Below are 26,138 nucleotides of genomic sequence, written 5' to 3'. Positions count from 1 at the left end.
AGGAACGCAAAATGACGATTATCAAGCAAGAGGATTTCATCCGCAGCATTTGCGATGCTTTCCAGTTTATCAGCTATTACCACCCCAAAGACTATATCGACGCACTCTATAAAGCGTGGCAGAAAGAGGAAAATCCGGCAGCCAAAGATGCGATGACGCAGATTTTGGTAAACAGCCGCATGTGTGCCGAAGGCCACCGCCCGATTTGCCAAGATACCGGCATTGCCACTGTGTTTTTGAAAGTCGGCATGAATGTGCAGTGGGACAGCGAGATGAGCGTGGAAGAAATGGTGAACGAGGGTGTGCGCCGTGCCTACACTTGGGAAGGCAATACCCTGCGTGCTTCCGTGTTGGCTGACCCTGCGGGCAAACGTCAAAACACCAAAGACAACACGCCTGCGGTGATTCACATGAGCATTGTGCCGGGCGATAAAGTTGAAGTAACCTGCGCTGCAAAAGGCGGTGGTTCGGAGAATAAATCCAAACTCGCCATGCTCAATCCGTCCGACAACATTGTCGATTGGGTATTGAAAACTGTGCCGACCATGGGTGCGGGCTGGTGTCCGCCGGGTATTTTGGGCATCGGTATCGGCGGTACGCCGGAAAAAGCGGCGCTGCTGGCCAAAGAATCGCTGATGAGCCATATCGACATTCACGAATTGCAGGAAAAAGCCGCTTCCGGTGCCGAATTAAGCACAGTTGAAGCCCTGCGTTTGGAATTGTTTGAAAAAGTCAACGCCTTGGGTATCGGTGCGCAGGGTTTGGGCGGCTTAACCACCGTGTTGGACGTAAAAATCCTCGATTATCCGACCCATGCCGCTTCCAAACCGGTTGCCATGATTCCCAACTGCGCCGCCACCCGCCACGTTGAATTTGAATTGGACGGTTCAGGCCCTGTTGAACTGACCCCGCCGAGCGTGGAAGACTGGCCCGATTTGACCTACAGCCCCGACAACGGCAAACGTGTCGATGTCGATAATCTGACCAAAGAAGAAGTGGCCACATGGAAAACCGGCGACGTGTTGCTGCTCAACGGTAAAATCCTCACCGGTCGCGACGCCGCCCACAAACGCTTGGTAGATATGCTGAATAAAGGCGAAGAATTGCCCGTCGATTTTACCAACCGCCTGATTTACTATGTCGGTCCGGTTGATCCGGTGGGTGACGAAGTCGTCGGCCCGGCCGGCCCGACCACCGCCACCCGTATGGACAAATTCACCCGCCAAATGCTGGAACAAACCGGCCTGTTGGGCATGATCGGCAAATCCGAACGGGGCGCAGCCACTTGCGAAGCCATTGCCGACAACAAAGCCGTGTATCTGATGGCGGTCGGCGGCGCAGCCTATCTGGTTGCCAAAGCCATTAAATCGTCCAAAGTTTTGGCATTCCCCGAATTGGGCATGGAAGCGATTTACGAATTTGAAGTCAAAGACATGCCGGTAACTGTGGCGGTGGACAGCAACGGCGAATCGATTCACGCCAAAGCACCGAAACAGTGGCAGGCAAAAATCGGCATTATTCCGGTATCCGCCTGATAAACCGCTTTTTTGACTAAACCGAGGCCGTCTGAAAATGCCGTTTACGCTTTTCAGACGGCTTTTGTCTGCTTAGAGTGAATGCCCGATAAACCGATTTCATGCGAATTTACGCAATATTGATATTTTTTAGCAGAATTTCCGCCTATACTCGCCTTTGCATTTTATTCCCACTCGGAGCAAGAGCATGAATAACTTTCAAGAGCCGCATTTTTCCCGTCCGGAAGACTATATCCCCAAATTTCGTCAAAAACGGCTGGACGAACCCGGTTTCCTGCGCAAGCTGGCACGCTTTGCCGGACGGCTCGGCGCACCGGTCTTGCAGCAGCTTTGTGCCTTGTATTATATGTGGAAATCGCCGTTTACCCCGTCTCGGGCAAAAATGATTATTGTCGGCGCACTGGTGTATTTTCTCAGCCCGATAGATGCCATTCCCGACCTGCTCGGTCCGCTCGGTTTCAGCGACGACATCGCCGTGATCGGCTTGGTATATAGTCAAATGAAAGCCTATCTGACCGACGATATTCGGGAACAGGCAAGGCAGGCAGTGGCAAGGCTGCTGTCGTAAGGAAACATCAAACAAGCCGTCTGAAAACGCTGTTTTCAGACGGCTTGTTTTGTTCCGATTATTCTTAAATGTGTGCCAATCTCGGATTATTCTCACGGGGAATTGGGCGGGGCTGGCCGTTGTCGTCAATCGCCACAAAGGCAAACACGGCTTCGGTAACTTTTTCCAGCGGCAAATCGGGTTGCTGATTGGTAAACGGTTTGACCCATACTTCGACTTTCAGCTGCATAGAAGTATTGCCGACTTTCAAACAATGGGCATACACATTCACAATATGCCCGACTTTTACCGGCCGCAGAAACACCATTTCCTGCACGGCAACGGTTACGATCCGGCCTTGGGCGATTTCCGCCGCCAGCATACCGCCGCCCAAATCCATCTGCGACATAATCCAGCCGCCGAAAATATCGAGGTTGGTATTGGTATCTTTCGGGCGTGCCACGGTGCGCAGCATCAGTTCGCCGGTCGGTTTGGCTGTGGTCGTCATTTTTCTACTCTTATCTTAATGGTGTGTCGATGCTTGGATTCTACCGTTAATCAAGCCGTCTGAAAACGGGTTTATACTGAAAATCATTTGCGGCAGAGATTCATTTTCAGGTAGGATTGGCGGCAGTATTGGCAATTACAAAACAGGGAGAAACCATGTATCCGATTCAGGAACCCTTACGCAGCGGCCGGCTGCAAGTGTCCGCTATCCATCAGATTTATTGGGAAGAATCAGGCAATCCGCAGGGCTTGCCGGTAATTTTTCTACACGGCGGGCCGGGTGCAGGGGCTTCGCCCGCCTGTCGGGGCTTTTTCAATCCCGATGTTTACCGAATCATCATTATCGACCAGCGGGGTTGCGGCCGTTCGTTGCCGTATGCCTGCGCCGAAGACAATACCACTTGGGATTTGGTGGCGGACATCGAACAAGTCCGCACCATGTTGGGTATTGAAAAATGGCTGGTGTTCGGCGGATCGTGGGGCAGCACGCTGTCGTTGGCTTATGCACAAAGCCACCCCGAACGGGTGGCAGGATTGGTGTTGCGGGGGATTTTCCTGTGCAGGCCGTCTGAAATGGCGTGGCTCAACGAAGAGGGCGGCGCAAGCCGGATTTATCCGGCGCAATGGCAGAACTTTATCGCACCGGTTGCACCGGAACAACGCAGCGCCTTGATTGCAGCGTATCACGAAATGCTGTTTGCCGAAGATGAAAACGTCTGTTTGAAAGCAGCCAAAGCATGGGCAGATTGGGAAAGCTATCTGGTGCGTTTTGAACCGCAGCCGGTGGACGAAGACCCGCAGGCTTCACTGGCCATCGCCCGTTTGGAAAACCATTATTTCGTCAATGAAGGCTGGCTGCAAGGCGAGCGGGCAATTTTGGCCAATATCGACAAAATCCGCCATATCCCGACCATTATCTGTCAAGGCCGCTACGACATCTGCACACCGACCCAAAGCGCATGGGAATTGAGCCAAGCCTTTCCGGAAGCCGATTTGCGGATTACCCAAGCCGGACATTCCGCATTCGATCCGCCACTAGCGGCAGCTTTGGTTCAGGCTGCGGACGAAATGGTGGAAAAAGCAGATTGGTAAGGGAAGGCTGGTGAGAGTTTTCTGTTTTTATACACAGGCGTGCAGTCAGAATATGGCTGCTAGGCAACAAGTTGCACCATCCGCACACTGTTCCATGTTCCCGCCGGCGGAAACAGGCTGGGGGAAGAGTGGCTTGCTGGGTTGCGATATTTTTTGATAATCCACTATATACACAAAAATCAGGAAGAAGATGTGAACAGCTTGTGGAAAAGCTGATTATCGGTTTGAACGGAAAAGATAAATCGGTATCGATGAAAAAATAGACAGTGGTTTGTTGTGGGGAAAATATTAAACAAAGCCGTCTGAAAACCATGTTTAAACCATGTTTTCAGACGGCCTTATTTACTTTCAAACCCGATTAAGCCTGTTTGTTCCAACGCTCGATGGATTCGTGAATCACTTTTTTGGCTTCTTCTACATCGCCCCAAGATTCGACTTTGGTGGTGCCGGCTTTTTTCAGGTCTTTGTAGTGGTTGAAGTGGAATTCGATTTGTTTGATCAGTTGTTGCGGCAAATCGGCGAGGGTTTTGTAGGCGTTGCCGTTGTTGCGGTCGTCGGCGGGTACGCAGACGATTTTGTCGTCCACTTCGCCGTCATCGACAAATTTCATCACGCCGATTACCCGTGCTTCTAAGAATACGCCGGTGGCCAGCGGTTGTTCGGTAATCAGCAATACGTCTAATTCGTCGCCGTCTTCGTCCAAGGTTTGCGGGATAAAGCCGTAGTTGGTCGGTTTGGCGAAAATGGCCGGTTCGACACGGTCGAGTTGGAAGGCGGCCAGTTTGCGGTTCCATTCGATTTTGTGGTTGCTGCCGCAAGGGATTTCGTTCACAACGTTGATAATGCCTTCTTCGACGTTGCCCGGAGTGAGAATCTGATTAAAGTCTGCCATGATGGTTATCCTTGATTGGGCTGCACAGGCGCAGCGCTTAAATTGCATGAAACATAAAACGCTAAGTATAGCAGCGATAAGGCCGTCTGAAAATCAAGGTGGCGAATTTTCAGACGGCCTCGCCTGCGGCCTGTCGGCGCAGCAGCTTGAGAATGGCTGTTTTGTTAGACGGTGAAAACACTTTTTCGGCGGCTTCTGCGGCGGTAAACCAAGCGTAGGCGGTGTGTTCCTGCGGGTTGAGCGTAACCGGCGTTTGGCGGTCGATGCGGGCGGAGAAAATGTGTTCCCGATTTTCAAATACGCCCGGCGGATAGCGGTGCCGCCAGTGGTGGTAGATTTCGTACACGCTGCTTTCGTGCCAGTCGTGCAACTGGTTTTCGTCCAGCGCAATGCCGGTTTCTTCCCAAACTTCGCGGCGGGCGGTTTGGGCAACGGTTTCGCCGGGTTCGAGGCTTCCGGTTACCGATTGCCAAAAACCGGCGGGCTTGGTGCGTTCGATTAACAGAATGTTGCCGTTGCCGTCGTGCAGGACAACTAAGGCGGAAACGGGATATTTCAGCGGTTTGTCCATCAGTTTTCCTGTTCGGGGTCGTCAAAACGGCGGTCGGAACGGGTATCCCGTTTGATTTCGGCGGCCGCACGGCTGATGGCGGTGTCGTCGGGCGCTCGTTCTTCCTGCAAAATCCGCACTTCCCGCTGCGGATACGGAAACTCGATGTGGTTTTCGTTAAAGCGTTTCCAAATATCCAGCAGAATATTGGAAAATAGTCCGGCAAAGCCGTTTTCGGGGTCGGTTACCCAAAAGCCCAGCCGCAAATCGACACCGTTTTCGCCGAAATTGGTGAGATAGGCTTTGGGTGCAGGATCGTTTTGCACCCGTTCCTGCGCCTGCGCCGCTTCGACCATAATCTGCATGGCCAGCGTCAAATCGGTGTGGTAGGCGACTTGAATATCCAGACTTTGCCACAGCGATTTGGCGGTGTAGGATTCGTTAATTACGGTGGACGTGATGAAGGTTTCGTTCGGAATCAGCGCCTCGCCGCCTTTGCTGCTGCGCAATACCACAAATCGGGCGGTAATTTTGGTTACATAACCGGTGAAATTATTGACCGTCAGCCGGTCGCCGGGGCGGATGGAGCGGTCGCCCAGAATAATAAAACCCGAAATGTAGTTGCTGGCGACTTTTTGCAGACCGAAACCGATGCCGACACCGAGTGCGCCGCCGAATACCGACAATACGGTCAAATCAATCCCGATCAGCGGCAGGGCAACCAATACCGCCACCACCACCAGCAGCGCCTTGATGATTTTGGACATCATAATCCGCAGGTTGATGTCCATATGGTTGTTTTTCATCAGCCAGTTTTCGGTTTGGCGTGCCAACCACATGGCAAATGTAACCACCAGTGCAATCCACATCAGGCCGGTGAGGATCATATACAGGCTCAAGCTGGCCGAACCCATGGTCAGCTTGGTGTTTTTCAGCGTGTCCAGCAGCAAATCATCGATGCCGGAAACCCAAATCAGAAAGCAGACCCACAACATCCCCGCCAAAAAGCGTTCCAGCCAGTCGGTGGTTTTGTGCGGCGGCAGGGCGGCATGAACCAGCGCCAGCAGCAGGCGGATTAAAATCATCCAGCGGGCCGCCATAATCAGCAGCCGCAGCCACACCGAATGCAGCTCGAGCAGATTCCAAATATAGAGCGAAGCCACCGAAGCAAACAGCATCATCACCGGCCACAGCAGCCGGTTGCCGATATGGCGCAGCCCGCCGTGCGGCTTGCCGGCGGCATTGCGGCGGATAAGGTATTCCGATAAAAAATAAGTGGCGGCCATCAGCAACAGCGTTACCGCCGCTTCTACCCAGCCGATGGGCTGATCGAAGCTGCGTTCCAAAAGGTGGGCGGCAAAAGTATCGCGGGCAAACAGATTGGCGAGGAAATGACCGGCTGTGTGCGTATCAAATACGGTCGGCATAATGGTTCTCCGGATTGGGAACGTTGTCGGATAAGGGCGGATTTTATCATTTCCCGCGTCTGACGAAACAGATATTTCCGCTGCGGGCAAACTCAAGTTGCGGCGTTTCCTTCTATTTCACAAAATGAGTTGGAAAACGAAATACTTCCTTAGCAAAGCATTTTTCAGTATTGCCCAAATTCCGATTGGTATATTTTCAGACGGCCTCATCAGCCGCCGATTTAAAAAACGGCTTGTATTTAAACAGACTGTCGGCTATAATACGGCGTTTTGCAACCTTGCCTTTTGCTTTTCGCATGGCAGAAGGCTGTTTATTTAATCCATAAGGAGATAACATGCGTCATTACGAGATCGTGTTTATCGTTCATCCTGATCAAAGCGAGCAAGTGCCTGCAATGGTTGAACGTTACAAAACCATGATTACCGAAGCCAACGGTAAAATCCACCGCTTGGAAGACTGGGGCCGCCGCCAACTGGCTTACCCGATCAACAAAATCCACAAAGCACACTATGTTTTGATGAACATCGAAACCACCCCTGAAGTGGTTGAAGAGCTGGAAACTGCATTCCGCTTCAATGATGCCGTATTGCGTCATCTGACCATCAAAACCAAACACGCTGTAACCGAAGCCTCTCCGATGCTGGGCGGCGAAAAAGCAAAAAACCTGCTTAACGGTGCGGCTGAAGAAGTTGCAGCAGCCGAATAAGATTGAATAATCTCTTATCGCTTACCGCACAAATTGCCAAAGCAGGCAGTTTGCGATACACGCCTGCAGGTATTCCGGTTTTGGATTTGATGTTGGAACACGAATCTTGGCAGGAAGAAAACGGACAGAAATGTCTGGTCAAATTTGAAATTCCGGCAAGGCTGTTGGGTAAGCAGGCTGAACAATGGCAGTATCGGCAGCAGATAATGGTCGAAGTGGAAGGCTTTTTAGCACAACGCAGCCAACGCTTCCCCCGCCCGATATTGCGGATACAGAACATTAAAGAATATAAAGGTTAAACGACAATGGCTCGTCAATCATTCAAACGCAGAAAATTCTGCCGTTTTACGGCTGAAAAAATCCAAGAAGTTGATTACAAACAAGTTGATTTGTTGAAAGACTTCATCTCTGAAAACGGCAAAATCATTCCTGCCCGCATTACCGGCACCAAAGCACACTACCAACGTCAGTTGGCAGTTGCCGTAAAACGTGCCCGTTTCCTGGCTCTGTTGCCTTACACCGACCAACACAAATAATTGGAGCTTAAATCATGCAAATTATTCTGTTAGAAAAAATCGGCGGTTTGGGTAATCTGGGCGACATCGTAACCGTGAAAAACGGCTACGCCCGTAACTTCCTGATTCCGTCAGGCAAAGCAAAACGTGCTACCGAAGCCAACATGAAAGAATTCGAAGCACGTCGTGCCGAATTGGAAGCCAAACAAGCCGAAATTCTGGCTGATGCGCAAGCACGTCAAGCCAAATTGGACGGACAAACCGTTACCATCGCACAAAAAGCCGGTGTGGACGGCCGTCTGTTCGGTTCGGTTACCAATGCCGACATCGCCGAAGCCATCGTTGCTTCAGGCATCCAAGCTGCCAAAGCCAACGTACGTCTGCCAAACGGCCCGCTGAAAGCCGTTGGCGAATACGAAGTGGAAGTGGCGCTGCACACTGATGCCGTAGCGAAAATTACCGTTGCTGTGGTTGCTGCAGCCGAGTAATCAGCGTTATCTTTAATCATGCCTGTATGTAATGTCGAATTCAGACGGCCTGATTAACGCATTTGTCGGACTGAATCCTGTGTGATACAGGATTCAGTCCTTTTCCTTTATCGGCCTTGCCGACTGCGGTTCATACCAGCGGCATGGTGTCAGACCACATCTTTTGGAAAATCCCATGAAAAAACTACTGATTCTGGCTGCGGCGGCATTGGCTGCCTGCAGCACCCAGCAGCCGCCTGCGGCAAACAACAATCTGCCCCAAGCTCCGGCAGCGCAGAAGACGGGCGGCATACAGAAACCGGCATTTGATGCCGCCGCTGAATCGGTTGCCAGCAGCGGCTTTCCGGCCAATACCAATGTGCAGAACTTTATCCGTTACCAAACCGCCCAAAAACGCTTCAGTGCCGAAGAGTTGAACCATTTTTTCGATAATGCGGTGTATAAAGGCAATATCATCAACATCATGTACCGCCCGGCGACTTCCCGCCCGTGGTACGAATTTGAAAAAGGCAATTCGGGTGCGGCAAAATTCAACGGCGGCCGCCAGTTTTATGCCGCCAACCGTGCGGTGATTGACGACGTGGCGCAGCGCTACGGCGTACCGGCAGGGCTGATTGTCGCCATTATCGGCATCGAAACCAATTACGGCAAAAATACCGGCAGCTTCCGTGTCAGCGACGCTTTGGCGACTTTGGGCTTCGATTATCCCCGCCGTGCCGATTTTTTCCAAGACGAATTGGGCGAGTTGCTGCAAATGGCGAAAGAAGAGCAGCGAGATGTGTTCAGTTTCAAAGGCAGCTATGCCGGCGCGATGGGTATGCCGCAGTTTATGCCGTCCAGCTTCCGCAAATGGGCAGTCGATTATGACGGCGACGGCCACCGCGATATTTGGAACAATATCGGCGACGTGGCCGCTTCGGTGGCAAACTATATGAAACAGCACGGCTGGCAGAGCGGCGGCAAAATGATTGTGCCGGTCAAACTCAATCCAACGCCGCATTTACAGGCCATTATTGACGAAAAAACCGCCTTAACCCGCACCGTGGCCGACTTCAAAGCCTTGGGCGTTGTGCCGCAGGAAGCCGTGGCCGACAGCGAAAAAGCCGTGTTATACCGTTTGGAAACAGCACCGAATGTGTATGAATATTATTTGGGTCTGAACAATTTTTACAGCGTTTGGAAATACAACAACAGCCGTATGTATGTAACCGCCGTACGCAATATCGCCAATGCCGTGGCCGGTAGCGGTTTGTAAGCCCTGTGTTGTCAAAAGCCGCCGCTATATTGTGGCGGCTTTTTTATGTGGAAAACAGCGGGCGAAATATCGGTAAGGGGAAAACGGTGGTAAAATGCCCCATTCGTGCCGGGTGGGGAAATATGGAACGAAAGTTAAATTAATCTGCTATCCTGAATTCTTTATATTTCCGCCCAAGGCCGTCTGAAAATCTATTTACCCGTGTTGGCGAAACCTGCGGTTTTAGCTGCGCTGAGTCGCTTCGCCCATTTTAGAGAAACCTACGGTTTTAGCTGCGCTGAAATCCGCTTCGCCCATTTTCAGACGGCCTGTCGCCGCATCGTTACCGATTTGTAGGAAAAATTATGGCTTATCAAGTGCTTGCCCGTAAGTGGCGTCCGAAAAATTTTGCCGATTTGGTCGGTCAGGAACACGTTGTCAAAGCGTTGCGCAATGCTTTGGACGAAGGACGGCTGCACCATGCCTATCTACTGACCGGTACACGGGGTGTCGGCAAAACCACGATTGCCCGCATTCTGGCAAAAAGTCTGAATTGCCTCCACGCCGAACACGGCGAACCTTGCGGCGTGTGCGAGAGCTGCACCCAGATTGATGCCGGGCGTTATGTGGATTTGCTGGAAATCGATGCCGCTTCCAATACCGGTATCGACAATATCCGCGAAGTGCTGGAAAACGCCCAATATGCGCCGACTTCCGGCAAATACAAAATCTATATTATCGACGAAGTGCATATGCTGTCGAAAAGCGCTTTCAACGCCATGCTGAAAACGCTGGAAGAGCCGCCGGAGCATGTCAAATTTATTCTGGCCACCACCGATCCGCACAAAGTGCCGATTACCGTGTTGAGCCGCTGTCTGCAATTTGTGTTGCGCAATATGACCACACAGCAGGTAGCGGCACATCTGGCGCATGTGTTGGACTGCGAACAGATTGCCTACGAACCGGCGGCATTGCAGATTTTGGGTCGGGCAGCGGCAGGTTCGATGCGGGACGCTTTGAGCCTGTTGGATCAGGCGATTGCCATGGGTGCCGGTTCGGTGGCCGAACAAGATGTCCGCCAGATGATTGGCGCAGTCGATAAGCGTTATCTGTATGAATTATTGCAGGGCGTGGTGGCGCAAAACGGCGAAATGCTGCTGGCAAAAGCGCAGGAAATGGCGGCACGTTCCATTGGATTCGACAGCGCATTAAACGAATTGGCGATGCTGCTGCAGCGGTTGGCGATGATACAGCTGATACCGACCGCCTTGGCGAAAGACGACCCCGAACACGATATTCTGCACTCGCTGGCGCAAGCCATGAGCGGCGAGCAAATCCAGCTTTACTACCAATGCGTGATTCACGGCAAGCAGGATTTGGGATTAGCCCCTGACGAATATGCCGGTTTTGTGATGACCCTGCTGCGTATGCTGGCATTTGCACCGTTTGCCGCTCAAAATCATCAGGCAGACGGACATATCGAGCAGCTTCAGGAGGCCGTTCCGGCAAAAAAGCCTGATATTGCGGCCAATACGCCTGCTGAAACGCCGCAGGCCGAGCCGCTTGCCGAAACACCCCAGCATGTGCCGGATATTGCCGCACCGATTGTTCCGCCGCCTGTAAACGTTGCAACAGCAAACGAAGCGCCGCCGAATGCGGCAGAAGAAGACGATGTGCCGCCGTGGGAAGAAATCCCGCCGCCGGAATATCCCATGCCGTCTGAAAACCGTAGGTTTCACCAAAACGGGCATCATCACGTTCAGCCCGAAGAAACACCGCCCGTTGCCCCTGTCGAAACGCCTGAAGAAGCTGCAGAAATACACGGCGACGAAGAAGACGAACCTGATTTTGTTGCCTATCCCGATTTCAAACCGGAAAACTGGGCGGCGATTGTCAAACGCTTTGCCCGCCGTTTCGGAGCGGCGCAAATGCCGGCGCAGCACGCCGCATGGATACGCTATGACGAAGCGGCACAACTGATGGTTTTGGCATTGGCTACCGATGCCCGAGCCACCGTTTCCAAAGACCATCTGGACAAAATCCGCAACGTCTTGTCCGAAGCCTACCGCTTGCCGCTGAAGCTGCAAACCGAACCGTGGCAGGACGGAGAGAACTGGGAAACCCCGCATATGCGTAGTCGCCGTCTGCAGCAGGAAGGCCGGGCGCAGGCGCAGGCTTTACTGGAAGCCGACCCCGCCGCCCGACAGATTTTGCAGATTTTTGAAGCAGACTGGCAGCCCGATTCCCTGATTCTGCATGCCGCTCAGGAATAGGCCGTCTGAAAAGAGCAATATCCGCCAAACACAATATTTGGCGGTTGTCCCATTAACCTAACTACTCAACACTTTTATCCCATCAAAACAGGAGTAAACCATGTTCGGAAAAGCCGGATTAGGCGGCCTGATGAAACAGGCCCAACAAATGCAGGAAAACATGAAAAAGGCACAGGCCAAATTGGCCGAAACCGAAGTTCAAGGCGAAGCAGGCAACGGCTTGGTCAAAGTAACTATGACCTGTTCGCACGTCGTACGCAGCCTGAACATCAGCGAAGATTTGATTAAAGAAGCCGCCGACGATAAAGAAATGCTGGAAGACTTGGTATTGGCCGCTTTTAACGATGCCGCCGCCAAAGCCGAAGACACCAGCAGCAAAACCATGGGCGCATTTACCCAAGGTTTACCGGCGGGCGTAGCGGATTTTTTCCGTTAAATTATAGTGGGTTCATTCAAAAGAAGACAAGGCGGCGAGCCGCAAACAGTACAGGTAGTACAGCAAGGCGAGCCAGCGCCGTAGTCTTTTGAAGTGAACCCACTATAAAACCCGATTGGCGTATTCCGCCGTAAAATAAGCCGTCTGAAAATCAGTTTTCAGACGGCTTATTTTTCAGTTTTGCTTCAATCTTCCGTCAAAATCAAAAACGGATTGGCACCGCTGCGCTCGAAACCGGCTTCGCCGACGGCGATGTCCAAGCCGAGGGTGGCGAGGTCGTCGGCGATGGGGTCGGCGTATTGCTGTTTATCCCGGCGGTAGAGTTTGCGGTAGGTGTGGCAGGATTTGCAGCTCTCGGCGTGAGCGGCGGTGTAGGCATCGGGCAGGTCGGGCGTGTCGCCGCCTTCGATATGTTGCAGACGGACGTTGCCGCCGTCGCCGCAGGTCGGGCATTTGGCACGCAGGGCGTTCCAGCGGCTGTTGCACAGCGGGCAATACATATAGCGTAACCCGCTCAAGTCGCTCTGAATCAAGACCACGCTTCCGACGGCGGGTGTGCCGCAGCAGGGGCAGTGGGTGCGTTCTTCGGTAACGGCTACATCGTCTTCGCCCACCTGCGCCGCCCATGCCGTCCACACGATTTGCAGCGCCGCCTGTATCCAGATTTCGGCAGCGGGGCGGCAGGTGCCGTCGAATACTTCGCCCGCCAGCCGGCGGATTTCAGACGGCTTCAGGTTTTGCAGTGTGGAGATTTCCTGCAATACGGCGGCGGTTTGGATATGCGGTTGCGCTTTGTTTAAAAGGGCATACACGATTTCGGCAAAGACTTCGGGCAAATGTTCCGCCTGTGCTTTGGGCAAGATACCGTTAACGGTGTTTTCAGGCAGCGGCAGTGAGAAGTTTTGACTGACGGCGTGTTGCGCATCGCACACGGCGGCAAGCACCAGCAGATAATCTTTCCAATCGCTGCGTTCCTGCTCGGCCAATTCTTTGAAGCGGACGGCACGGTTGGCGAATACGTTTTGTTCGGGGGCAAGCCGAAACGGGGTGTGAAACAGGCCTTTGGGGGTGGTTGTGGTGTTCATAAATATCTTTTTGATTTTATAGTGAAATACTCTCAAAGTACTACAGCGTTGGCTTCGCCTTGCCGTACTATTTGTACTGTCTCCGGCTTGCCGCCTGGTATTGCTTTGGACTTATTTCACTATATAGTGAAATATATCGAAAATGTGTTTTCAGCTTTGCTGAAAGCCATTTTCAGACGGCCTCGATAAACTGCGGGTGGGTGTACACAGTGAATTTGTTTGCTCTGGCAAAGCCGATTAAGGTTATGCCGGCGTTTTCCGCCAAGCGGACCGCCAAGGCGGTGGGGGCGGAAACGGCGACGATGCAGCCGATGCCGGCGGCGGCGGCTTTGGCGACCATTTCGTAGCTGGCACGGCTGGAAATCAGGGCAAAACCCTGTTGCCAGTTCCAAGCCTTGCCGCTTCCGCAGCCGATCAGCTTGTCTAAGGCATTGTGGCGGCCGACATCTTCAAATGCGGCGAGGATTTTGCCTCCGGAAACCCAAGCGGCGGCGTGAACCGAACCCGCCTGTTCCCGCAATGGCTGGTGGCGGTCGAATTCTAACAAGGTCGTCTGAATATCGATGGGGTTCAATGTGCCGCAGCGGGTAACGGTTTGAGCTGCGGGGCGGACGGCGGCCAAACTGTCGATGCCGCACAATCCGCAGCCGGTGCGTCCGCTCAAATGGCGGCGGCGCTCTTTCAAAGCGGCAAAACGGGCGGCGGCGATTTCCAAGCGCACTTCGATGCCGTCGCAAACGCTGTGTACTTCAATATCGTAAATTTCGCTGCTGCGGGCCACAATGCCCTCGCTCAGGCTAAATCCCCGTGCCAGCTGCGGCAAGTCCTGCGGCGTGGCCATCAACACTACATGGCTGATGCCGTTGTAAACCAAGGCCACCGGCGTTTCTTCCGCCAGAATGTCCTGATCCTGCTGCATATTTTGGGCGCTGACACGGAAAACCATGCGGCTGTGAAGAGGATTGTCCATAGTGTTGATGCCGTCTGAAAATGTAGATTGACTAAATTAAGCCAAACGGATTGTACAAAATAAAGCCTGATTATACGCCAAACAAGGTTCGGCGGCAGGCGGCGATTTGCTGCAGTCGGGCTTGGTCGATTTTTTGGGCAATCTGCTGCGGTTTGCCCTCCGCTTGGCATTGTGCCGCAATCGCCGCTGCGTCGATTCGGTTGGCGGCGGCAAGCAGGGCCAGCCATTGTTCCCGCTGCGGATAGGCGGCATGTTCGAAATTCAGACGGCCTCGGGCATCGGCAACGCAGACATTTAAGGCCGTCTGAAAACGCTCGGGGCGGCGCAGGGCATCGGTTTGCTGCAATATTTTCAAAACGGTTGATGATTTCAGCTGTTCGAGTGAATGCAGCCGGATATGCCAGCGGCAGACCAGTTCGGCAAGCTCGGCGCAGGCCTTGGGCGTTTTCAGACGGCTGTTTACAGCACGCACCGGCTCAATGCCGTTGAGGTCGTGGCCGTGATGTTTGGGCAGGATTTCAGACGGCGTGCGCGCCTTGCCCAAGTCGTGCAGTAGGGCGGCGTAGCGTTCGGGCAGGCTCAAACCCATATCGGCGGCACATTGCAGCGTCATCAGCGTGTGGATGCCGCAGTCGATTTCGGGGTGGTAGTCGGCCCGCTGCGGCACGCCGAACAGGGCATCGATTTCGGGCAGCAAAACACGCAGTGCGCCGCATTCCCTCAAGATTTCAATCATATAGCGGGGGCGACGTTCCATCAGGCCTTTTGCCAGTTCTTGCCAAACCCGTTCTGCCACCAGCGCATCGGCTTCGCCTGCTGCTACCATCTGTTTCATCAAATCCATGGTTTCGCCGGCAACGGTAAAACCGTAGCGGGCGGCAAAGCGTGCCAGCCTAAGGATACGCACGGGGTCTTCGGCGAAAGCGGGGGAAACGTGGCGCAAAATGCCGTTTGCCAAATCCTGCTGTCCGCCGAAAGGGTCGATGATGTTGCCGTGTTCGTCTTGCGCCATCGCATTGATGGTCAAGTCCCGCCGCATTAAATCCTGTTCCAAAGTAACTTCTTCTCCGGCGTGGAAACTGAAACCGGTGTAGCCTTTGGCGGTTTTGCGTTCGGTGCGGGCCAAGGCGTATTCCTCACCGCTTTCGGGATGCAGGAAAACGGGAAAATCTTTGCCCACCGGCCGGAAACCGTGTGCGACCATGGTGGCGGCGTTGCTGCCGACCACCACCCAGTCCCGATCGCAAACGGGTAGGTTTAACAGGCTGTCGCGGACTGCGCCGCCGACCAGATAAATATTCATGTTGTTCACGCTATTCGTCCTGCTGCAAAGCGGCAAAAGCGGCTTTCATGGTCGGATTTTTGCGAACCAGTTTTTTTACCGTCAAATCGGCGGCTTTATTGTTGGCCAGCCGCAGATTGTTTTCCGAAGACAGCAGGGCTTCTTTGGTTTTTTGCAGGTGGGTGATGGTTTTGTCGATTTCGTCAATCGCCGTTTGAAACTTGCGGCTGGCCAGCTCGTAATTGCGGGCAAAGCCCTCTTTAAAGGCGTTCAAATCTTCTTCAAAATGCGTGATGTCGATATTCTGCGCCCGCATTTGCGCCACTTCCTGCTTGTATTGCAGCGAATTGAGGGCGGCGTTGCGCAGCAGCGAAATCATCGGGATAAAAAACTGCGGGCGGATAACGTACATTTTCGGATAGGCAAACGAAACGTCCACAATGCCGCCGTTATACAGTTCGCTCTCGCTCTCAAGCAGCGACACCAACACCGCATATTCGCAGGATTTTTCCCGCCGGTCTTTGTCCAGTTCTTTGAAAAAATGCTCGTTTTTCTTTTTGCTGGCGGTTTCGTCGCCCTCGTTTTTCATTTCAAACATAATCGAAATGATTTCGTTGCCGTGTTCGTCGCATTCCCGATAAATATAGTCGCCCTTGCTGCCAGAAGCGGCATCGTTGTCCTTGCCGAACTTGGCCTGCGGAAAAGCGGTGGTGCGGATACGGTTGAACTCGGTTTCGCAATGCTGCTCAAGGCTTTCGCCGATCATTTTGGTGGACTGGCGGGCTTTGAAGTCTTTATAAAACGCAATCGTTTCTTCTTTCTGCTTCAATTCCTGAGCGTATTTTTCATGCAGGGTTTTCTGTGCCAGCTCGCTTTCCTTGGTTTGCAGCAGCAACTCGGACTTCAGCGCTTCCAGTTGGCGTTCTTTCTCGGCAACCGCTTTGGTTACCGCCAATTCCTGTTCCGCCGCCTTGCCGCTTTCCAAAGCACCTGCACGGGCTTTCCATTGCGCAATTTCCGCCTCACGCTCGGCAAGCTGCATTTTCAGACGGCCTTCGGCCTGCGCCAACGCCAGTTGCCGCTCTTGGGCGGATTGGCCAATTTGGTGCTGCAGCTCGGCGATGCGGCGTTCTTTGTCGGCCAGACTGTGCTGCAGTTCTTGACGGGTTTCAGAAAGCGCCAACGCCTTTTCACTGGCAAAATGCGCCTGCGCCTCTTGGAGGCGGTGGTGGATTTCGGTCTGAAATTCCTGATTGCGCACCTGCTGGACAATGTCGGCATAGCTCGCTTCATTAACGGTAAAGGCGGTGTGGCAATGAGGGCATTTGATTTCGTGCATGATTCGGCACTCGGGCATGAATAATGGGGAAATTTTAACAGAAAAGGAAAAGGCCGTCTGAAAATCGGTTTGGCGGAGAAGAAATCTGCTGCACTCGTTTTCAGACGGCCTTTGATGTTGAGATTTGGCTGTATCAGCTGCAGGTGGTCTGTCCGATGTCTAGATGTTGTGTGTGAAACGGATTCAGGCTGCTGCGGTGGCCGATGCTGATAATCATGCTGTCGGGGTGTTTTGCCCGCATTAGCTGATAGAGCAAGGCTTCGGTCGGTTCGTCTAGGGCGGAGGTGGTTTCGTCAAACAGGAAGACTTTGGCCGGGGTCAGTAAGCTGCGGCAAAAGGCGATTCGTTGTAATTCGCCGGGAGAGAGTTTTTGCTGCCAGTCGTCGTGCCGGTCGAGTTTGTCGATTAAATGTTCCAAACGGCATTGCCGCAGCGTATCGGTCAAGGCGGGGTGTTGTTCACAGATATTCGGGTAGCAGATAGCGTGGCGCAGGCTGCCTTGCGGCATATACGGGCGTTGGGGAACGAATAAGATTTCGCTGTGCGGCGGGATGTAGAGCGTACCGGTGCAGCCGAACGGCCACAGTCCTGCCATGGCCCGCAGCAGGGAGGTTTTGCCGCAGCCGGATGGGCCTTTGATTAGCAGTGAACTGCCGGTTTTGAGTTCGGTGCTGATATTGCTGATGAGGATTTCGCCGTTGTTGCGGTAGAGGGTAACATTGTGCAGGCGCAGGCCGTCTGAAATGGGGCGGATGTTGAGTTTTCGGGGTTCGTGCGGCGTTTCGGTGCGGCGTAAAAAACCGTGCAGCCGTTCTAAGCGGGCGCGGTAGGCGGTGAATGATTCGTAAAACATGCGGAAAAACGACAGGGCTTTTTGCAGTCGGGCAAAGGCTTGAACGGTTTGCTGCACGTCGCCGATTTTAATCTGTCCGGCAAACAGGCGGGGGGCTTGCAGGATAATCGGTAACAGTTGGATAGCGTTGCTGAACATGTCGTTAAAGCCGCTCAAGCCGACGCTTTGGCGGGCAATCCGCCAGCGGTTGCGGACGATGTCGCTGAAACGGGCGTTCAGTTGCTGCTGTTCATGCTGTTCGCCGCCGTAAAATGCGATGCTTTCGGCATGGTCTCGCAGGCGGATGAGGGAATAGCGGTAATCGCCGTTGAGTTTTTCGTTTTCATAATTGAAGCGGATTAAGGGATTGCCGATCCACATGGCGATAAAAGTTGCCAAAATCACGAAAATAAAGACAAACCAGACCATGCCGTGCGGAATGTTCACGCCGAACATGGTCAAAATGCCTGCCAGCCCCCATAAGACAAAGGCAAATTCCAGCGATGATACGACTGAGTTGAGCATACCTCGGATAAATTCAATCGTGGATTTGATAAAGTCTTGGGCATCTTGCTGGATACGCTGATCGATATTGTCCGGCTCGTGGCGCAGCATGTGCAGGCGGTAATAGTTTTTTTGCGCCAGCCAGCGTTCGACCAATACGCTGTTGAGCCGTTGCGACCATTTGATGGCAAAACTCTGATCGAGAAAATCGTTGATTACGCCGTTAAACGTGCGCAGCAGCACTACGCCGGCATTCATGGCGGCAAACTGCCAAAAGGCTTGGAGATTCAAGTCCTGCATCGAGCTGTATAAACCGTTGGACATAAACGTACTCAACACGTTCAGGCGTACTTCGGTCAGCAGCAATACCGTCATGCCGATGATGGCGAATCCGATTTTCAGACGGCCTTTGGGTGTCAGACACAAGCCGCTCAAATAGGCAAACTCTTTGCCGAAGCGGGTTTTGGAAACCAAAAACAGGATTACGGCGGCGGTAAGGCACACGCCTGCCAAAGTTTGCAGCAGCCATAAAGGTGTGCCGTAAAGCTCGATTTGCCATTTTTGCATAAGGTGTTTCAGCGTTTATCAAAAAGAGGGAATATTACACAAAACCAAACAGGCCGTCTGAAAATGAAATCAAAATAAAATGCAACCGCATCGGATTTTGAAAGACGGAAAATCGGTTATACAGATTAAATGTTATAAAATTAACTATCTATAAAGATATTGTAAAATAATGGAATTGGCGTTTTGTGATTTAAATTCATGGAAAGATTTGTTTTTTATTTCATGAAATCATTTGTAAAATACAGTGTTGTATTTTTATAACAATTCTTCGGCGAGAGAATCATTATTATTCATATTTTCAAACAGGCCGTATCATATCAAAGTATAATTATTCTTGAAATCATTTCGCTGGTTTCAAGAAAAAGCACATCATGCCGTCTGAAAACAGGATTTTCAGACGGCATGATGATCATACAGCGTGGCGCAGCCGCCCTGTATGGCAAAAATAGTGAATCAGAATAAGAAAGGCATTGCGCCGGTTTGCCCTGCATTTTTCTTATTCGATTTCACGATAATAATTTCAGTTATATTTACAGAGACCAAAAATCATGAACAAAAAATTAGCGCTTATCCCGCTGCTGCTGGCGGGTGCATACGGCTATGCTTCCGAACAGACAGATGTTTCGGCAAACAATCCGGTTGAGTTGCAACAGGTTGAAGTGAAAGGCAATGCCAAAATCCGCCATGCGGCCAAATCCTATTCCATCGCCAGCGACGGCGACCTGCGCGACCGTGTCAATCTGGGCGTATTGGGCAAAGCCAACGCCTTTACTGCGCCGGTTACGGTGGTGAATTATGATGAAAAAGTCATCAACAACACCGAAGCCCGCACGTTGGTGGACGTAGTGGCGAAAAAAGATGCTTCCACTTGGCAATTCGGCGGCGAAAGCAATACCCTGACCGGCCTGTATTTCCGTGGTTTTCAGTTGGATGCCCGCCAATTCAGCGTGAACGGTTTGTCGGGAATGTACGGCACACAAGGTACTTCCAGCGTCCAAGTCGGTTCGGCACAACTGATTAAAGGTGCAAGTACTGCCGTAAACGGTATGGACCCTGAAGGTGCGGTATCGGGTTCGCTCAATATCGAAACCAAAAAAGCGGCCGACAGTGGCAACCGCAAAATCGGTTTGGGCTGGTTCAGCAACAACCGTGCGCAAGGCACATTTGATTTGGGCGAACGTTTCGGCGAAGACAAACAGTTCGGCGTGCGGGTAAACGGCAAACTGCGCCACGGCGATACGCCTCGGGACGGTTACAGCGAAGACAATAAAGAATTTGCCCTGAATACCGATTATCGGGGCGAAAAACTGCGGGTGCAGTTTGATTCGATTTATGCCAAACGCAAAGCCAACGGCGGCCGCGCCCGTATTCAGGATATTCAAAACCTGAACGGACGTTTGTTTGACGCACCGGACAATCAAACCAATCTCTTGCCTGAATGGAACTGGCAAAACACCAAAGGCCAGACCAATATGCTGACCTTTGAATACGATACCGACTACGATTTCCAAGTCAGCGGCGGTATCGGCTACAACAAATCCAACTATACCGGCACGCTGATTGCGCCGACCGCATGTTTAAATGCAAGTAGCACTTGTACTGCTACGCAGAATACCGCAGCAAACGGTCGAACCGTTACCCCACGCAATTATGATTACAGCACCGGCACGACCCGTTTGACCGACCAATATTTCCGCACTTTAAGCATGAATCTGGCGGCTCGGGGCGAGTTTGAAACAGGGCCGGTAAGCCATAACTGGAGCGCAGCCTTTGACCGTGTAAACCGCAAACGGGCAACTTTCCAAGGTGCGGCGGCAAGCAGTTCCGGACTGACTGTCGATACCCGTCGGGATATTGCCGAGCAACTGGTCAATATGGGTTCTGATTACAGTCGGGATTGGAACGCTGCGCCGACTTTGAATGCCGAAGTCAAAGTAAACAGCTTGGCATTGTCTGACACTTTGGGTTTCGCCGACAATAAATACCGCCTGACTTTGGGCGGACGTTTCCAAGCGGTTGAATACACCGATAAACAGAAATCGCAAAGCGGCGATGCTAAACGCTTCAGCCCGATGGCAATGGCGGCATGGGTGCCGACCCCCGATTTGGTGGTGTACAGCAATTATATGGAAGATTTAGAACCGGCCAGCATTAAAACCGATGAATCCGGTGAAACTACCATGGCAAAACCCCGTGTCAGCAAACAGTTTGAAATCGGTGTGCGTAAAAACTGGGGCGATTTCGTAACCACGCTTAATGCGTTCCAAATCAAACGTCCGGGTTACTGGCGGGGACAGACCAACAACAGCGGCAATCTGGTTTATGGAAATAACACTGACTTTGCCAAATATCAGCAAACAGGCGGCGCGGCCGGCGACGAGCAGGGTATGGAACGCAACCGGGGTATTGAGTTTAATACCTATGCCAATTTGTTGGGCAACACCTTGCGCCCGAGTCTCGGCGTGATGTATCTGCAATCCAAAGTGAAAAACTACCCGAATTCCCGAGACATGCTGGTGAATGGCGTGCAGGTTGCCAATCCCCGTGTGGTAGCGAAGGCCGGTGTGGAATGGGATACCCCGTTTGTTAAAGGTCTGACTGTAAACGGTAATATCCAACATTTCGGCAAATCCTACCAAGATACGCAGAAACAGTATGCCTTCCCGTCTTACACACTGGTTGATGTCGGCGCACGCTACAAAACCAAACTGGGCAAAAACGCCCTGACCGTCAGCGGATCGGTAGAAAACCTGTTCAATAAAAACTACTGGCAAGTACAGCGCGGCCAATACGACCGCAGCTTCGCCGTATTGGGCATGCCCCGCACGGTTTGGCTGAAAGCCGAATTGGATTTCTGATGTTTTGAGTAGTTGATTTAAAACCATGCCGTCTGAAAATCGGGTTTTCAGACGGCATGGTTTTAGGTAGATGTGAATAAAATAAGAAAAAGGTTGGGTGAGATAAGTGATTTCACTATTACCTTTTGGGCGTGTTTGTGAAAACTTTTATTATCAACAGGGCTAAAGAGAATTTACGCTATATTGCCATCATCGATTTGATGCCGTCTGAAAAGAAACTTTGCCTCCAAGATGAAAGTTTTTCCTGTTCGGATACGAAAAATCTCATGTAGGTTCAAGGTCGGGCGGCAGTGGCTCTGTGTTACAATATTGTCAACAATTTTAGCGTAGTACTTTGGTTTTTTCTGCTGCTTGAACCGGTTTTTTAGAAATAACCGGCTGAATTTAGATTGATTATTATCTGAAATGTGCAAATATCGTCTGTTTCCTAATAACAAATTTAAACCGGTAAAGCATTATTTTTCCTTGTTCTGATTTAAATTTAATCCACTGTATTTTCCACTTAAACTGAGGTTTTTATGAAATTTTTGAATCGTGAAGCAACGGTTGCACCGGCGGGGTTCAACCGTTGGCTGGTGCCGCCGGCGGCGCTGGCGGTGCATTTGTCTATCGGGCAGATTTATGCTTATTCGGTATTCAATGCGCCCTTGACCAAAGTGATCGGCATCAGCGAATCGGCACCTGATGATTGGCAGTTGGCGACCGTGGGCTGGATTTTCAGCATTGCGTTGGCGGTATTGGGCGCATCCGCCGCCCTGTTCGGCACTTGGATGGAACGTGTCGGCCCGCGCAAGGCGATGTTTGTTGCCGCCTGCTGCTTCAGTTTGGGCTTTTTTGTGTCGGCACTCGGTGTCAGCCTGCATAATTTGCCGCTGCTGTATTTGGGCAACGGCGTGATCGGCGGCATCGGTTTGGGCTTGGGCTATATCGGGCCGGTATCGACATTGATGAAATGGTTTCCCGACAAACCGGGCATGGCCACCGGCTTGGCGATTATGGGATTCGGCGGCGGCGCGATGCTAGCCTCGCCCCTATCGGTGATGCTGATGAACACTTTTTCCGGCGCTGCTTCGGTGGGCGTGGCGGAAACGTTTATGGTGTTGGGCGTGCTGTATTTTGTGTTGATGATGTTTGGCGCATTCACCATCAGAGTACCGGCCGAAGGGTGGAAGCCTGAAGGTTATGTTGCGCCGAAGCAGACGGGCAAGCTGGTCAGCAGCAATCATGTGAATGTGTCGCAGGCAATGAAAACGCCGCAGTTTTGGCTGCTGTTTTGGGTGTTGTGTCTCAACGTTACCGCCGGTATCGGCGTGTTGGGGCAGGCTTCGGTGATGATTCAGGAACTGTTTTCTTCCGCTTCGGTGGGTGAAGCGGCGGCGGTGAGTGCCGGTGCGGCGGCAGGATTTGTCAGCCTGTTGAGTCTGTTTAATATGGGCGGACGCTTTTTGTGGTCGAGCGTGTCCGACAAAATCGGCCGCAAAAATACCTACACCGCCTTTTTTGTATTGGGTTCGCTGCTGTATTTTGCCGTACCGAGCATTGGTGCAGGCGGCAACAAAACCCTGTTTGTCATCGGATTTTGCGTGATTATTTCGATGTATGGCGGCGGTTTTGCAGCAATCCCCGCCTATCTGAAAGACCTGTTCGGCACTTATCAGGTCGGCGCCATTCACGGCCGCATTCTGCTGGCATGGTCAACCGCCGCCGTTATCGGGCCGGTACTGGTCAATTATATCCGCCAAAGCCAAATCGACAGCGGCGTACCCGCAGCGCAGGCATACAGCGTAACCATGTATATTATGGCCGGGCTGCTGCTAGCGGGTTTGTTGTGCAACCTGCTGGTGCGTGCCGTGCATGAAAAACACCATGAACGGGACATCAAAACCGCCGCCCACAGCGGCAACCCCGACGATGAAACCGCCATTTCCGATGCCTACCTGCTCGGCGAAAGCGTGTCGCACGGCGGCGCAGCCGTCTGGTGGCGCTGGGCATTGGTCGGCATTCCGCTGCTTTACGGCGTGGTGATGGTGTTTGTTAAGGCGTTGGATTTGTTCCGCTGACGGTATAGCGGATTAACTTAACTTTCGCTACTGCGTTGCTGCGCCTTGCCGTACTACTTGTACTGTCTGCGGCTTGCTGCCTTGTATCGAAAATTAATTAAATCCGCTATATAATTAATCACAACAGGCCGTCTGAAAATCGGATTTCGCAGTATCGAAACCTGATTTTCAGACGGCCTGTTTGGTCTTGATATGATGAATTAATTGAATTTTCGGCACATTCTAAATTCGCTCAACCCATTATTCCTATTCAAGCGGGAGCGGGAATATAGTGGATTCACTTTAAAAGTAGTACAAGGCGGCGAGCCGAAGACAGTACAGGTAGTACGGCTAGGTGAGCCAACTCTGTAATACTTTTAAAGTGAATTCACGATAGGCACAATAACGATAGAAATGGTTAATAAATTCAGTTTTTCAAGTTGAGCGATACACTACGCTTGTTTTCAGACGGCATAGATGTAATATTAACAAACTCAGTGTATGTTGAGGCATATAGTAAATTCACTTTAAAAGTATCACAACGAAAACCACCTTTTCCCGATTTTAGCGAAACCTACGGTTTTAGCTGCACAGAAACTCGTTCCCCTCGTTTTAAACGGCATTCATGTATAGTGGATTCACTTTAAAAGTAGTACAAGGCGGCGAGCCGCAGACAGTACAGGTAGTACGGCTAGGTGAGCTAACGCTGTAATACTTTTAAAGTGAATTCACGATAGAATTTAAAGAACACGGGCATGCTTAGGCAAGCACGCTACACGCTTCCCCGTCCCGCTGGTGAGAAGAGATTAGGGGAAGGGGGGGGGGCTGTGATGTCATATTCTCCCTCGATATTTTATGCCAATAGAAAAAGAGCAGCTGTAAAGCTGCTCTTTTTGTGTTTGAAAATATGTTGATTACTCAACTATTTTCAAAGGATTACCATTCAAAATTCACGCCAACATTGTAAGCAGCAGCGCTACCGCTGGTGCTGAATGCCACGCCTGCTTTGGCAGCAAGGTTTTCATTGAAACGGTAGCCGCTACCGATGGCCAATGCAGTTTCAGATTTGAAACCACCCACAGCAGCAGTCAGGTTAGCTTTGCCAACTTGGTATGGTTGGAACAGACCGTTCAGCGCAGCGGTGCTGGCCAAACCACGTTTCATGTCTTTGTTCAAATTTTTGATGTCTTGCGTATTGCGATCGATTGCAGCTCTGTTGGCAGCGATACCAGCAGTATTAGCAGCGATGCCGGCTGTGTTGCGAGTGATAGAAACAGTGTTAGCGTCGATAGCAGCTTTGTTCTCAGCTACGCCAGCGGCATTAGTAGCGATAGCAGCTTTGTTAGCAGCTACACCGGCGGTGTTTTTATTGGTAGCAATAGCATTAGTGTTGATGTTAATGGCATTAGCTTCAATAGCGGCTTTGTTGGCAGTGATATTATCTGCATTGGCAGCTACACCGGCAGTGTTTTTATTGGTAGCAATAGCATTAGCAGTAATGTTAATGGTATTAGCTTCAATAGCGGCTTTGTTGGCAGTGATATTATCTGCATTGGCTTCAATAGCTGCAGTGTGGAATTGGTCAACTAACTCATGGATAGAACCAGGGTAGTTGAGTGTATCCAAAGTTGGTTTTTCAGCAGTTAAGTTGTTCGTGTTAGGAACAGCTGCAACAGGGACAACAGCAGTATTGGTTTTTGGATTCAAAACAGGATTTTTAGCGATAATTTTAGTGTCGCCTTTTGCGATTTCTGCTTTCAGGTTGTCGATATTCAGAGTTGGTTTATCAAGACTCAGAACAGGTTTTTCAGCTGCAATTGCCGGTTTCAGGGCATCGACATCCAAAGTTGGTTTATCTTCATTCACAAGAGGCAAATTCAAAGGATTATCTATTACGGACGGTGCTTCACTTGGAACAGCAGCAACAGTCAGAGTGGCAGCATGGGTAGTTGGATCGATAACGACTTTTTTGGAATTACTTTAAGGCCTGGGAGGGCAGTAGCGTTGTCTAACGCAGAAGTATCCACTGTTGGCAATTTAACATATGGGACATCAAAGCCAATAATTGCTTTTGTCTTTGTCTCAGCCGGTGGAGCGGTAAGTACGATGGTATTTGGGGCCGAAGTGGTAGTACCATCAAGAGGAGCAGCATTTTCGGCAAAAGCGTTGTTTGCGCACAAGGCGGCAATAACAACGGATAAAGTGGTTTTAGCAGTTGTAATTTTCATCGTTGAAAGGCCTTTTCAAAAAATTAATTATCAAGTGCTGACTTGACCCGTCAGCCTGTTAAAAAAATTTACAGTGTCAAATCAAGTTAACCAGTCATGTAGATTTGGGTGTGAAAACTGATTTTGAGTGTAAATTTTCAATGATTATATAGTCCGGTTTGTTACGTTTTTTTTTTTTTTTTTTTTTTTTTTTTTTTTTTTTTTGCGAAAAATTTTGTAAATAAATAATAA

At 51.3% G+C, this 26,138-nt stretch carries 23 protein-coding genes; 13 read left to right on the top strand and 10 right to left on the bottom strand.

The annotated features are described in order from the left end of the window. Positions 1 to 11 precede the first annotated feature (11 nt). Both PJU73_RS04720 and PJU73_RS04715 read left to right on the top strand, forming a co-directional pair. Positions 12 to 1,535, top strand: a complete 1,524-nt coding sequence (locus PJU73_RS04720) for a fumarate hydratase (protein ID WP_237090550.1) — start codon at positions 12 to 14, stop codon at positions 1,533 to 1,535. A 187-nt stretch (positions 1,536 to 1,722) separates the two neighbouring features. After that, a complete protein-coding gene (locus PJU73_RS04715) occupies positions 1,723 to 2,103 on the top strand; it encodes a YkvA family protein (protein WP_237090549.1) in 381 nt (126 codons plus the stop codon). 64 nt (positions 2,104 to 2,167) lie between these two features. Here PJU73_RS04715 and yciA read toward each other — a convergent pair whose 3' ends face one another. Next, positions 2,168 to 2,590, bottom strand: a complete 423-nt coding sequence (gene yciA / locus PJU73_RS04710; RefSeq protein WP_237090548.1) for an acyl-CoA thioester hydrolase YciA — start codon at positions 2,588 to 2,590, stop codon at positions 2,168 to 2,170. 155 nt (positions 2,591 to 2,745) lie between these two features. Here yciA and pip point away from each other — a divergent pair, with 155 nt between their 5' ends. Beyond that, positions 2,746 to 3,681, top strand: a complete 936-nt coding sequence (gene pip / locus PJU73_RS04705; protein ID WP_237090547.1) for a prolyl aminopeptidase — start codon at positions 2,746 to 2,748, stop codon at positions 3,679 to 3,681. A gap of 358 nt (positions 3,682 to 4,039) precedes the next feature. Here the strand turns inward: pip and PJU73_RS04700 are convergent, their stop codons facing one another. From PJU73_RS04700 to PJU73_RS04690, 3 genes are all read right to left on the bottom strand, one after another. Then, on the bottom strand, positions 4,040 to 4,573 hold the full coding sequence (locus PJU73_RS04700) for an inorganic diphosphatase (RefSeq protein ID WP_165087612.1): 534 nt from the start codon (positions 4,571 to 4,573) through the stop codon (positions 4,040 to 4,042). Positions 4,574 to 4,682: 109 nt separating this feature from the next. After that, the gene (nudB, locus tag PJU73_RS04695) at positions 4,683 to 5,144 is read right to left on the bottom strand and encodes a dihydroneopterin triphosphate diphosphatase (protein WP_237090546.1); all 462 of its coding nucleotides are present in this window, start codon (positions 5,142 to 5,144) and stop codon (positions 4,683 to 4,685) included. Further along, a complete protein-coding gene (locus tag PJU73_RS04690; protein WP_237090545.1) occupies positions 5,144 to 6,550 on the bottom strand; it encodes a mechanosensitive ion channel family protein in 1,407 nt (468 codons plus the stop codon). The genes nudB and PJU73_RS04690 overlap by 1 nt, the downstream gene beginning before the upstream one ends. Positions 6,551 to 6,885: 335 nt before the next feature. Between PJU73_RS04690 and rpsF the strand changes: the two genes are divergently transcribed. The 7 genes from rpsF to PJU73_RS04655 all read left to right on the top strand — a co-directional run bounded on the left by rpsF (position 6,886) and on the right by PJU73_RS04655 (position 12,203). Beyond that, positions 6,886 to 7,257: a 30S ribosomal protein S6 gene (gene rpsF / locus PJU73_RS04685; RefSeq protein WP_004519252.1), complete on the top strand. Its 372-nt coding sequence runs from the start codon at positions 6,886 to 6,888 to the stop codon at positions 7,255 to 7,257. Beyond that, positions 7,254 to 7,556 (top strand): primosomal replication protein N, encoded by a 303-nt coding sequence (priB, locus tag PJU73_RS04680; RefSeq protein WP_206222734.1) that lies wholly within the window; start codon positions 7,254 to 7,256, stop codon positions 7,554 to 7,556. Before rpsF ends, priB begins: the two co-directional genes overlap by 4 nt. A 6-nt stretch (positions 7,557 to 7,562) precedes the next feature. Then, positions 7,563 to 7,793 (top strand): 30S ribosomal protein S18, encoded by a 231-nt coding sequence (gene rpsR / locus PJU73_RS04675; protein WP_054599043.1) that lies wholly within the window; start codon positions 7,563 to 7,565, stop codon positions 7,791 to 7,793. Positions 7,794 to 7,807: 14 nt separating this feature from the next. Further along, a complete protein-coding gene (gene rplI, locus PJU73_RS04670) occupies positions 7,808 to 8,260 on the top strand; it encodes a 50S ribosomal protein L9 (RefSeq protein WP_237090544.1) in 453 nt (150 codons plus the stop codon). 175 nt (positions 8,261 to 8,435) lie between these two features. Beyond that, positions 8,436 to 9,515 (top strand): lytic murein transglycosylase B, encoded by a 1,080-nt coding sequence (gene mltB, locus PJU73_RS04665; RefSeq protein ID WP_237090543.1) that lies wholly within the window; start codon positions 8,436 to 8,438, stop codon positions 9,513 to 9,515. A gap of 344 nt (positions 9,516 to 9,859) precedes the next feature. Further along, on the top strand, positions 9,860 to 11,767 hold the full coding sequence (gene dnaX / locus PJU73_RS04660; RefSeq protein WP_237090542.1) for a DNA polymerase III subunit gamma/tau: 1,908 nt from the start codon (positions 9,860 to 9,862) through the stop codon (positions 11,765 to 11,767). Between the two features lie 100 nt (positions 11,768 to 11,867). Then, positions 11,868 to 12,203 (top strand): YbaB/EbfC family nucleoid-associated protein, encoded by a 336-nt coding sequence (locus PJU73_RS04655; protein ID WP_237090541.1) that lies wholly within the window; start codon positions 11,868 to 11,870, stop codon positions 12,201 to 12,203. Positions 12,204 to 12,388: 185 nt separating this feature from the next. On the opposite strand, the gene PJU73_RS04650 is transcribed toward PJU73_RS04655, so the two are convergent. From PJU73_RS04650 to PJU73_RS04630, 5 genes are all read right to left on the bottom strand, one after another. Next, on the bottom strand, positions 12,389 to 13,288 hold the full coding sequence (locus tag PJU73_RS04650) for a formate dehydrogenase accessory protein FdhE (protein WP_237090540.1): 900 nt from the start codon (positions 13,286 to 13,288) through the stop codon (positions 12,389 to 12,391). Between the two features lie 172 nt (positions 13,289 to 13,460). Next, the gene (gene fdhD / locus PJU73_RS04645) at positions 13,461 to 14,258 is read right to left on the bottom strand and encodes a formate dehydrogenase accessory sulfurtransferase FdhD (RefSeq protein ID WP_237090539.1); all 798 of its coding nucleotides are present in this window, start codon (positions 14,256 to 14,258) and stop codon (positions 13,461 to 13,463) included. A 70-nt stretch (positions 14,259 to 14,328) separates the two neighbouring features. Next, positions 14,329 to 15,561 carry a multifunctional CCA addition/repair protein gene (locus tag PJU73_RS04640; protein ID WP_237090655.1) on the bottom strand — a complete coding sequence of 411 codons (1,233 nt, stop codon included), beginning with the start codon at positions 15,559 to 15,561 and terminating at the stop codon, positions 14,329 to 14,331. Between the two features lie 10 nt (positions 15,562 to 15,571). Beyond that, positions 15,572 to 16,879 carry a DUF2130 domain-containing protein gene (locus tag PJU73_RS04635; RefSeq protein WP_237090538.1) on the bottom strand — a complete coding sequence of 436 codons (1,308 nt, stop codon included), beginning with the start codon at positions 16,877 to 16,879 and terminating at the stop codon, positions 15,572 to 15,574. A 133-nt stretch (positions 16,880 to 17,012) separates the two neighbouring features. After that, positions 17,013 to 18,782: an ABC transporter ATP-binding protein/permease gene (locus PJU73_RS04630; protein ID WP_237090537.1), complete on the bottom strand. Its 1,770-nt coding sequence runs from the start codon at positions 18,780 to 18,782 to the stop codon at positions 17,013 to 17,015. Positions 18,783 to 19,330: 548 nt separating this feature from the next. Between PJU73_RS04630 and PJU73_RS04625 the strand changes: the two genes are divergently transcribed. Both PJU73_RS04625 and PJU73_RS04620 read left to right on the top strand, forming a co-directional pair. Then, positions 19,331 to 21,640: a TonB-dependent siderophore receptor gene (locus tag PJU73_RS04625; RefSeq protein ID WP_237090536.1), complete on the top strand. Its 2,310-nt coding sequence runs from the start codon at positions 19,331 to 19,333 to the stop codon at positions 21,638 to 21,640. A 518-nt stretch (positions 21,641 to 22,158) separates the two neighbouring features. Then, positions 22,159 to 23,700, top strand: a complete 1,542-nt coding sequence (locus PJU73_RS04620) for an L-lactate MFS transporter (RefSeq protein ID WP_237090535.1) — start codon at positions 22,159 to 22,161, stop codon at positions 23,698 to 23,700. A 915-nt stretch (positions 23,701 to 24,615) separates the two neighbouring features. Here the strand turns inward: PJU73_RS04620 and PJU73_RS04615 are convergent. Further along, complete coding sequence (locus PJU73_RS04615) at positions 24,616 to 25,560, bottom strand: YadA-like family protein (RefSeq protein WP_272607651.1); 945 nt, start codon at positions 25,558 to 25,560, stop codon at positions 24,616 to 24,618. A 60-nt stretch (positions 25,561 to 25,620) separates the two neighbouring features. Between PJU73_RS04615 and PJU73_RS04610 the strand changes: the two genes are divergently transcribed. Beyond that, positions 25,621 to 25,953 (top strand): hypothetical protein, encoded by a 333-nt coding sequence (locus tag PJU73_RS04610; RefSeq protein ID WP_237090534.1) that lies wholly within the window; start codon positions 25,621 to 25,623, stop codon positions 25,951 to 25,953. Positions 25,954 to 26,138 lie beyond the last annotated feature (185 nt).

It is taken from the genome of Neisseria lisongii (genome assembly GCF_028463985.1).
GTDB classification, from domain to species: Bacteria; Pseudomonadota; Gammaproteobacteria; order Burkholderiales; family Neisseriaceae; genus Neisseria; species Neisseria lisongii.
The sequence above is the reverse complement of the archived record's forward strand: the minus strand, read 5'-3'. Positions and strand labels throughout refer to the sequence as shown.

What these genes read in the sequence shown, in the direction of transcription:
- pip (WP_237090547.1), top strand. Translation starts at nt 2,746, where the DNA reads ATGTATCCGATTCAGGAACCCTTACGCAGCGGCCGGCTGCAAGTGTCC.
- nudB (WP_237090546.1), bottom strand. Translation starts at nt 5,144, where the DNA reads ATGGACAAACCGCTGAAATATCCCGTTTCCGCCTTAGTTGTCCTGCAC.
- rpsF (WP_004519252.1), top strand. Translation starts at nt 6,886, where the DNA reads ATGCGTCATTACGAGATCGTGTTTATCGTTCATCCTGATCAAAGCGAG.
- rpsR (WP_054599043.1), top strand. Translation starts at nt 7,563, where the DNA reads ATGGCTCGTCAATCATTCAAACGCAGAAAATTCTGCCGTTTTACGGCT.
- fdhD (WP_237090539.1), bottom strand. Translation starts at nt 14,258, where the DNA reads ATGGACAATCCTCTTCACAGCCGCATGGTTTTCCGTGTCAGCGCCCAA.
- PJU73_RS04720 (WP_237090550.1), top strand. Translation starts at nt 12, where the DNA reads ATGACGATTATCAAGCAAGAGGATTTCATCCGCAGCATTTGCGATGCT.
- yciA (WP_237090548.1), bottom strand. Translation starts at nt 2,590, where the DNA reads ATGACGACCACAGCCAAACCGACCGGCGAACTGATGCTGCGCACCGTG.
- rplI (WP_237090544.1), top strand. Translation starts at nt 7,808, where the DNA reads ATGCAAATTATTCTGTTAGAAAAAATCGGCGGTTTGGGTAATCTGGGC.
- PJU73_RS04690 (WP_237090545.1), bottom strand. Translation starts at nt 6,550, where the DNA reads ATGCCGACCGTATTTGATACGCACACAGCCGGTCATTTCCTCGCCAAT.
- PJU73_RS04700 (WP_165087612.1), bottom strand. Translation starts at nt 4,573, where the DNA reads ATGGCAGACTTTAATCAGATTCTCACTCCGGGCAACGTCGAAGAAGGC.
- PJU73_RS04650 (WP_237090540.1), bottom strand. Translation starts at nt 13,288, where the DNA reads ATGAACACCACAACCACCCCCAAAGGCCTGTTTCACACCCCGTTTCGG.
- dnaX (WP_237090542.1), top strand. Translation starts at nt 9,860, where the DNA reads ATGGCTTATCAAGTGCTTGCCCGTAAGTGGCGTCCGAAAAATTTTGCC.
- PJU73_RS04625 (WP_237090536.1), top strand. Translation starts at nt 19,331, where the DNA reads ATGAACAAAAAATTAGCGCTTATCCCGCTGCTGCTGGCGGGTGCATAC.
- PJU73_RS04655 (WP_237090541.1), top strand. Translation starts at nt 11,868, where the DNA reads ATGTTCGGAAAAGCCGGATTAGGCGGCCTGATGAAACAGGCCCAACAA.
- PJU73_RS04620 (WP_237090535.1), top strand. Translation starts at nt 22,159, where the DNA reads ATGAAATTTTTGAATCGTGAAGCAACGGTTGCACCGGCGGGGTTCAAC.
- PJU73_RS04630 (WP_237090537.1), bottom strand. Translation starts at nt 18,782, where the DNA reads ATGCAAAAATGGCAAATCGAGCTTTACGGCACACCTTTATGGCTGCTG.
- mltB (WP_237090543.1), top strand. Translation starts at nt 8,436, where the DNA reads ATGAAAAAACTACTGATTCTGGCTGCGGCGGCATTGGCTGCCTGCAGC.
- PJU73_RS04610 (WP_237090534.1), top strand. Translation starts at nt 25,621, where the DNA reads ATGGGTAGTTGGATCGATAACGACTTTTTTGGAATTACTTTAAGGCCT.
- PJU73_RS04635 (WP_237090538.1), bottom strand. Translation starts at nt 16,879, where the DNA reads ATGCACGAAATCAAATGCCCTCATTGCCACACCGCCTTTACCGTTAAT.
- PJU73_RS04640 (WP_237090655.1), bottom strand. Translation starts at nt 15,561, where the DNA reads ATGAATATTTATCTGGTCGGCGGCGCAGTCCGCGACAGCCTGTTAAAC.
- PJU73_RS04715 (WP_237090549.1), top strand. Translation starts at nt 1,723, where the DNA reads ATGAATAACTTTCAAGAGCCGCATTTTTCCCGTCCGGAAGACTATATC.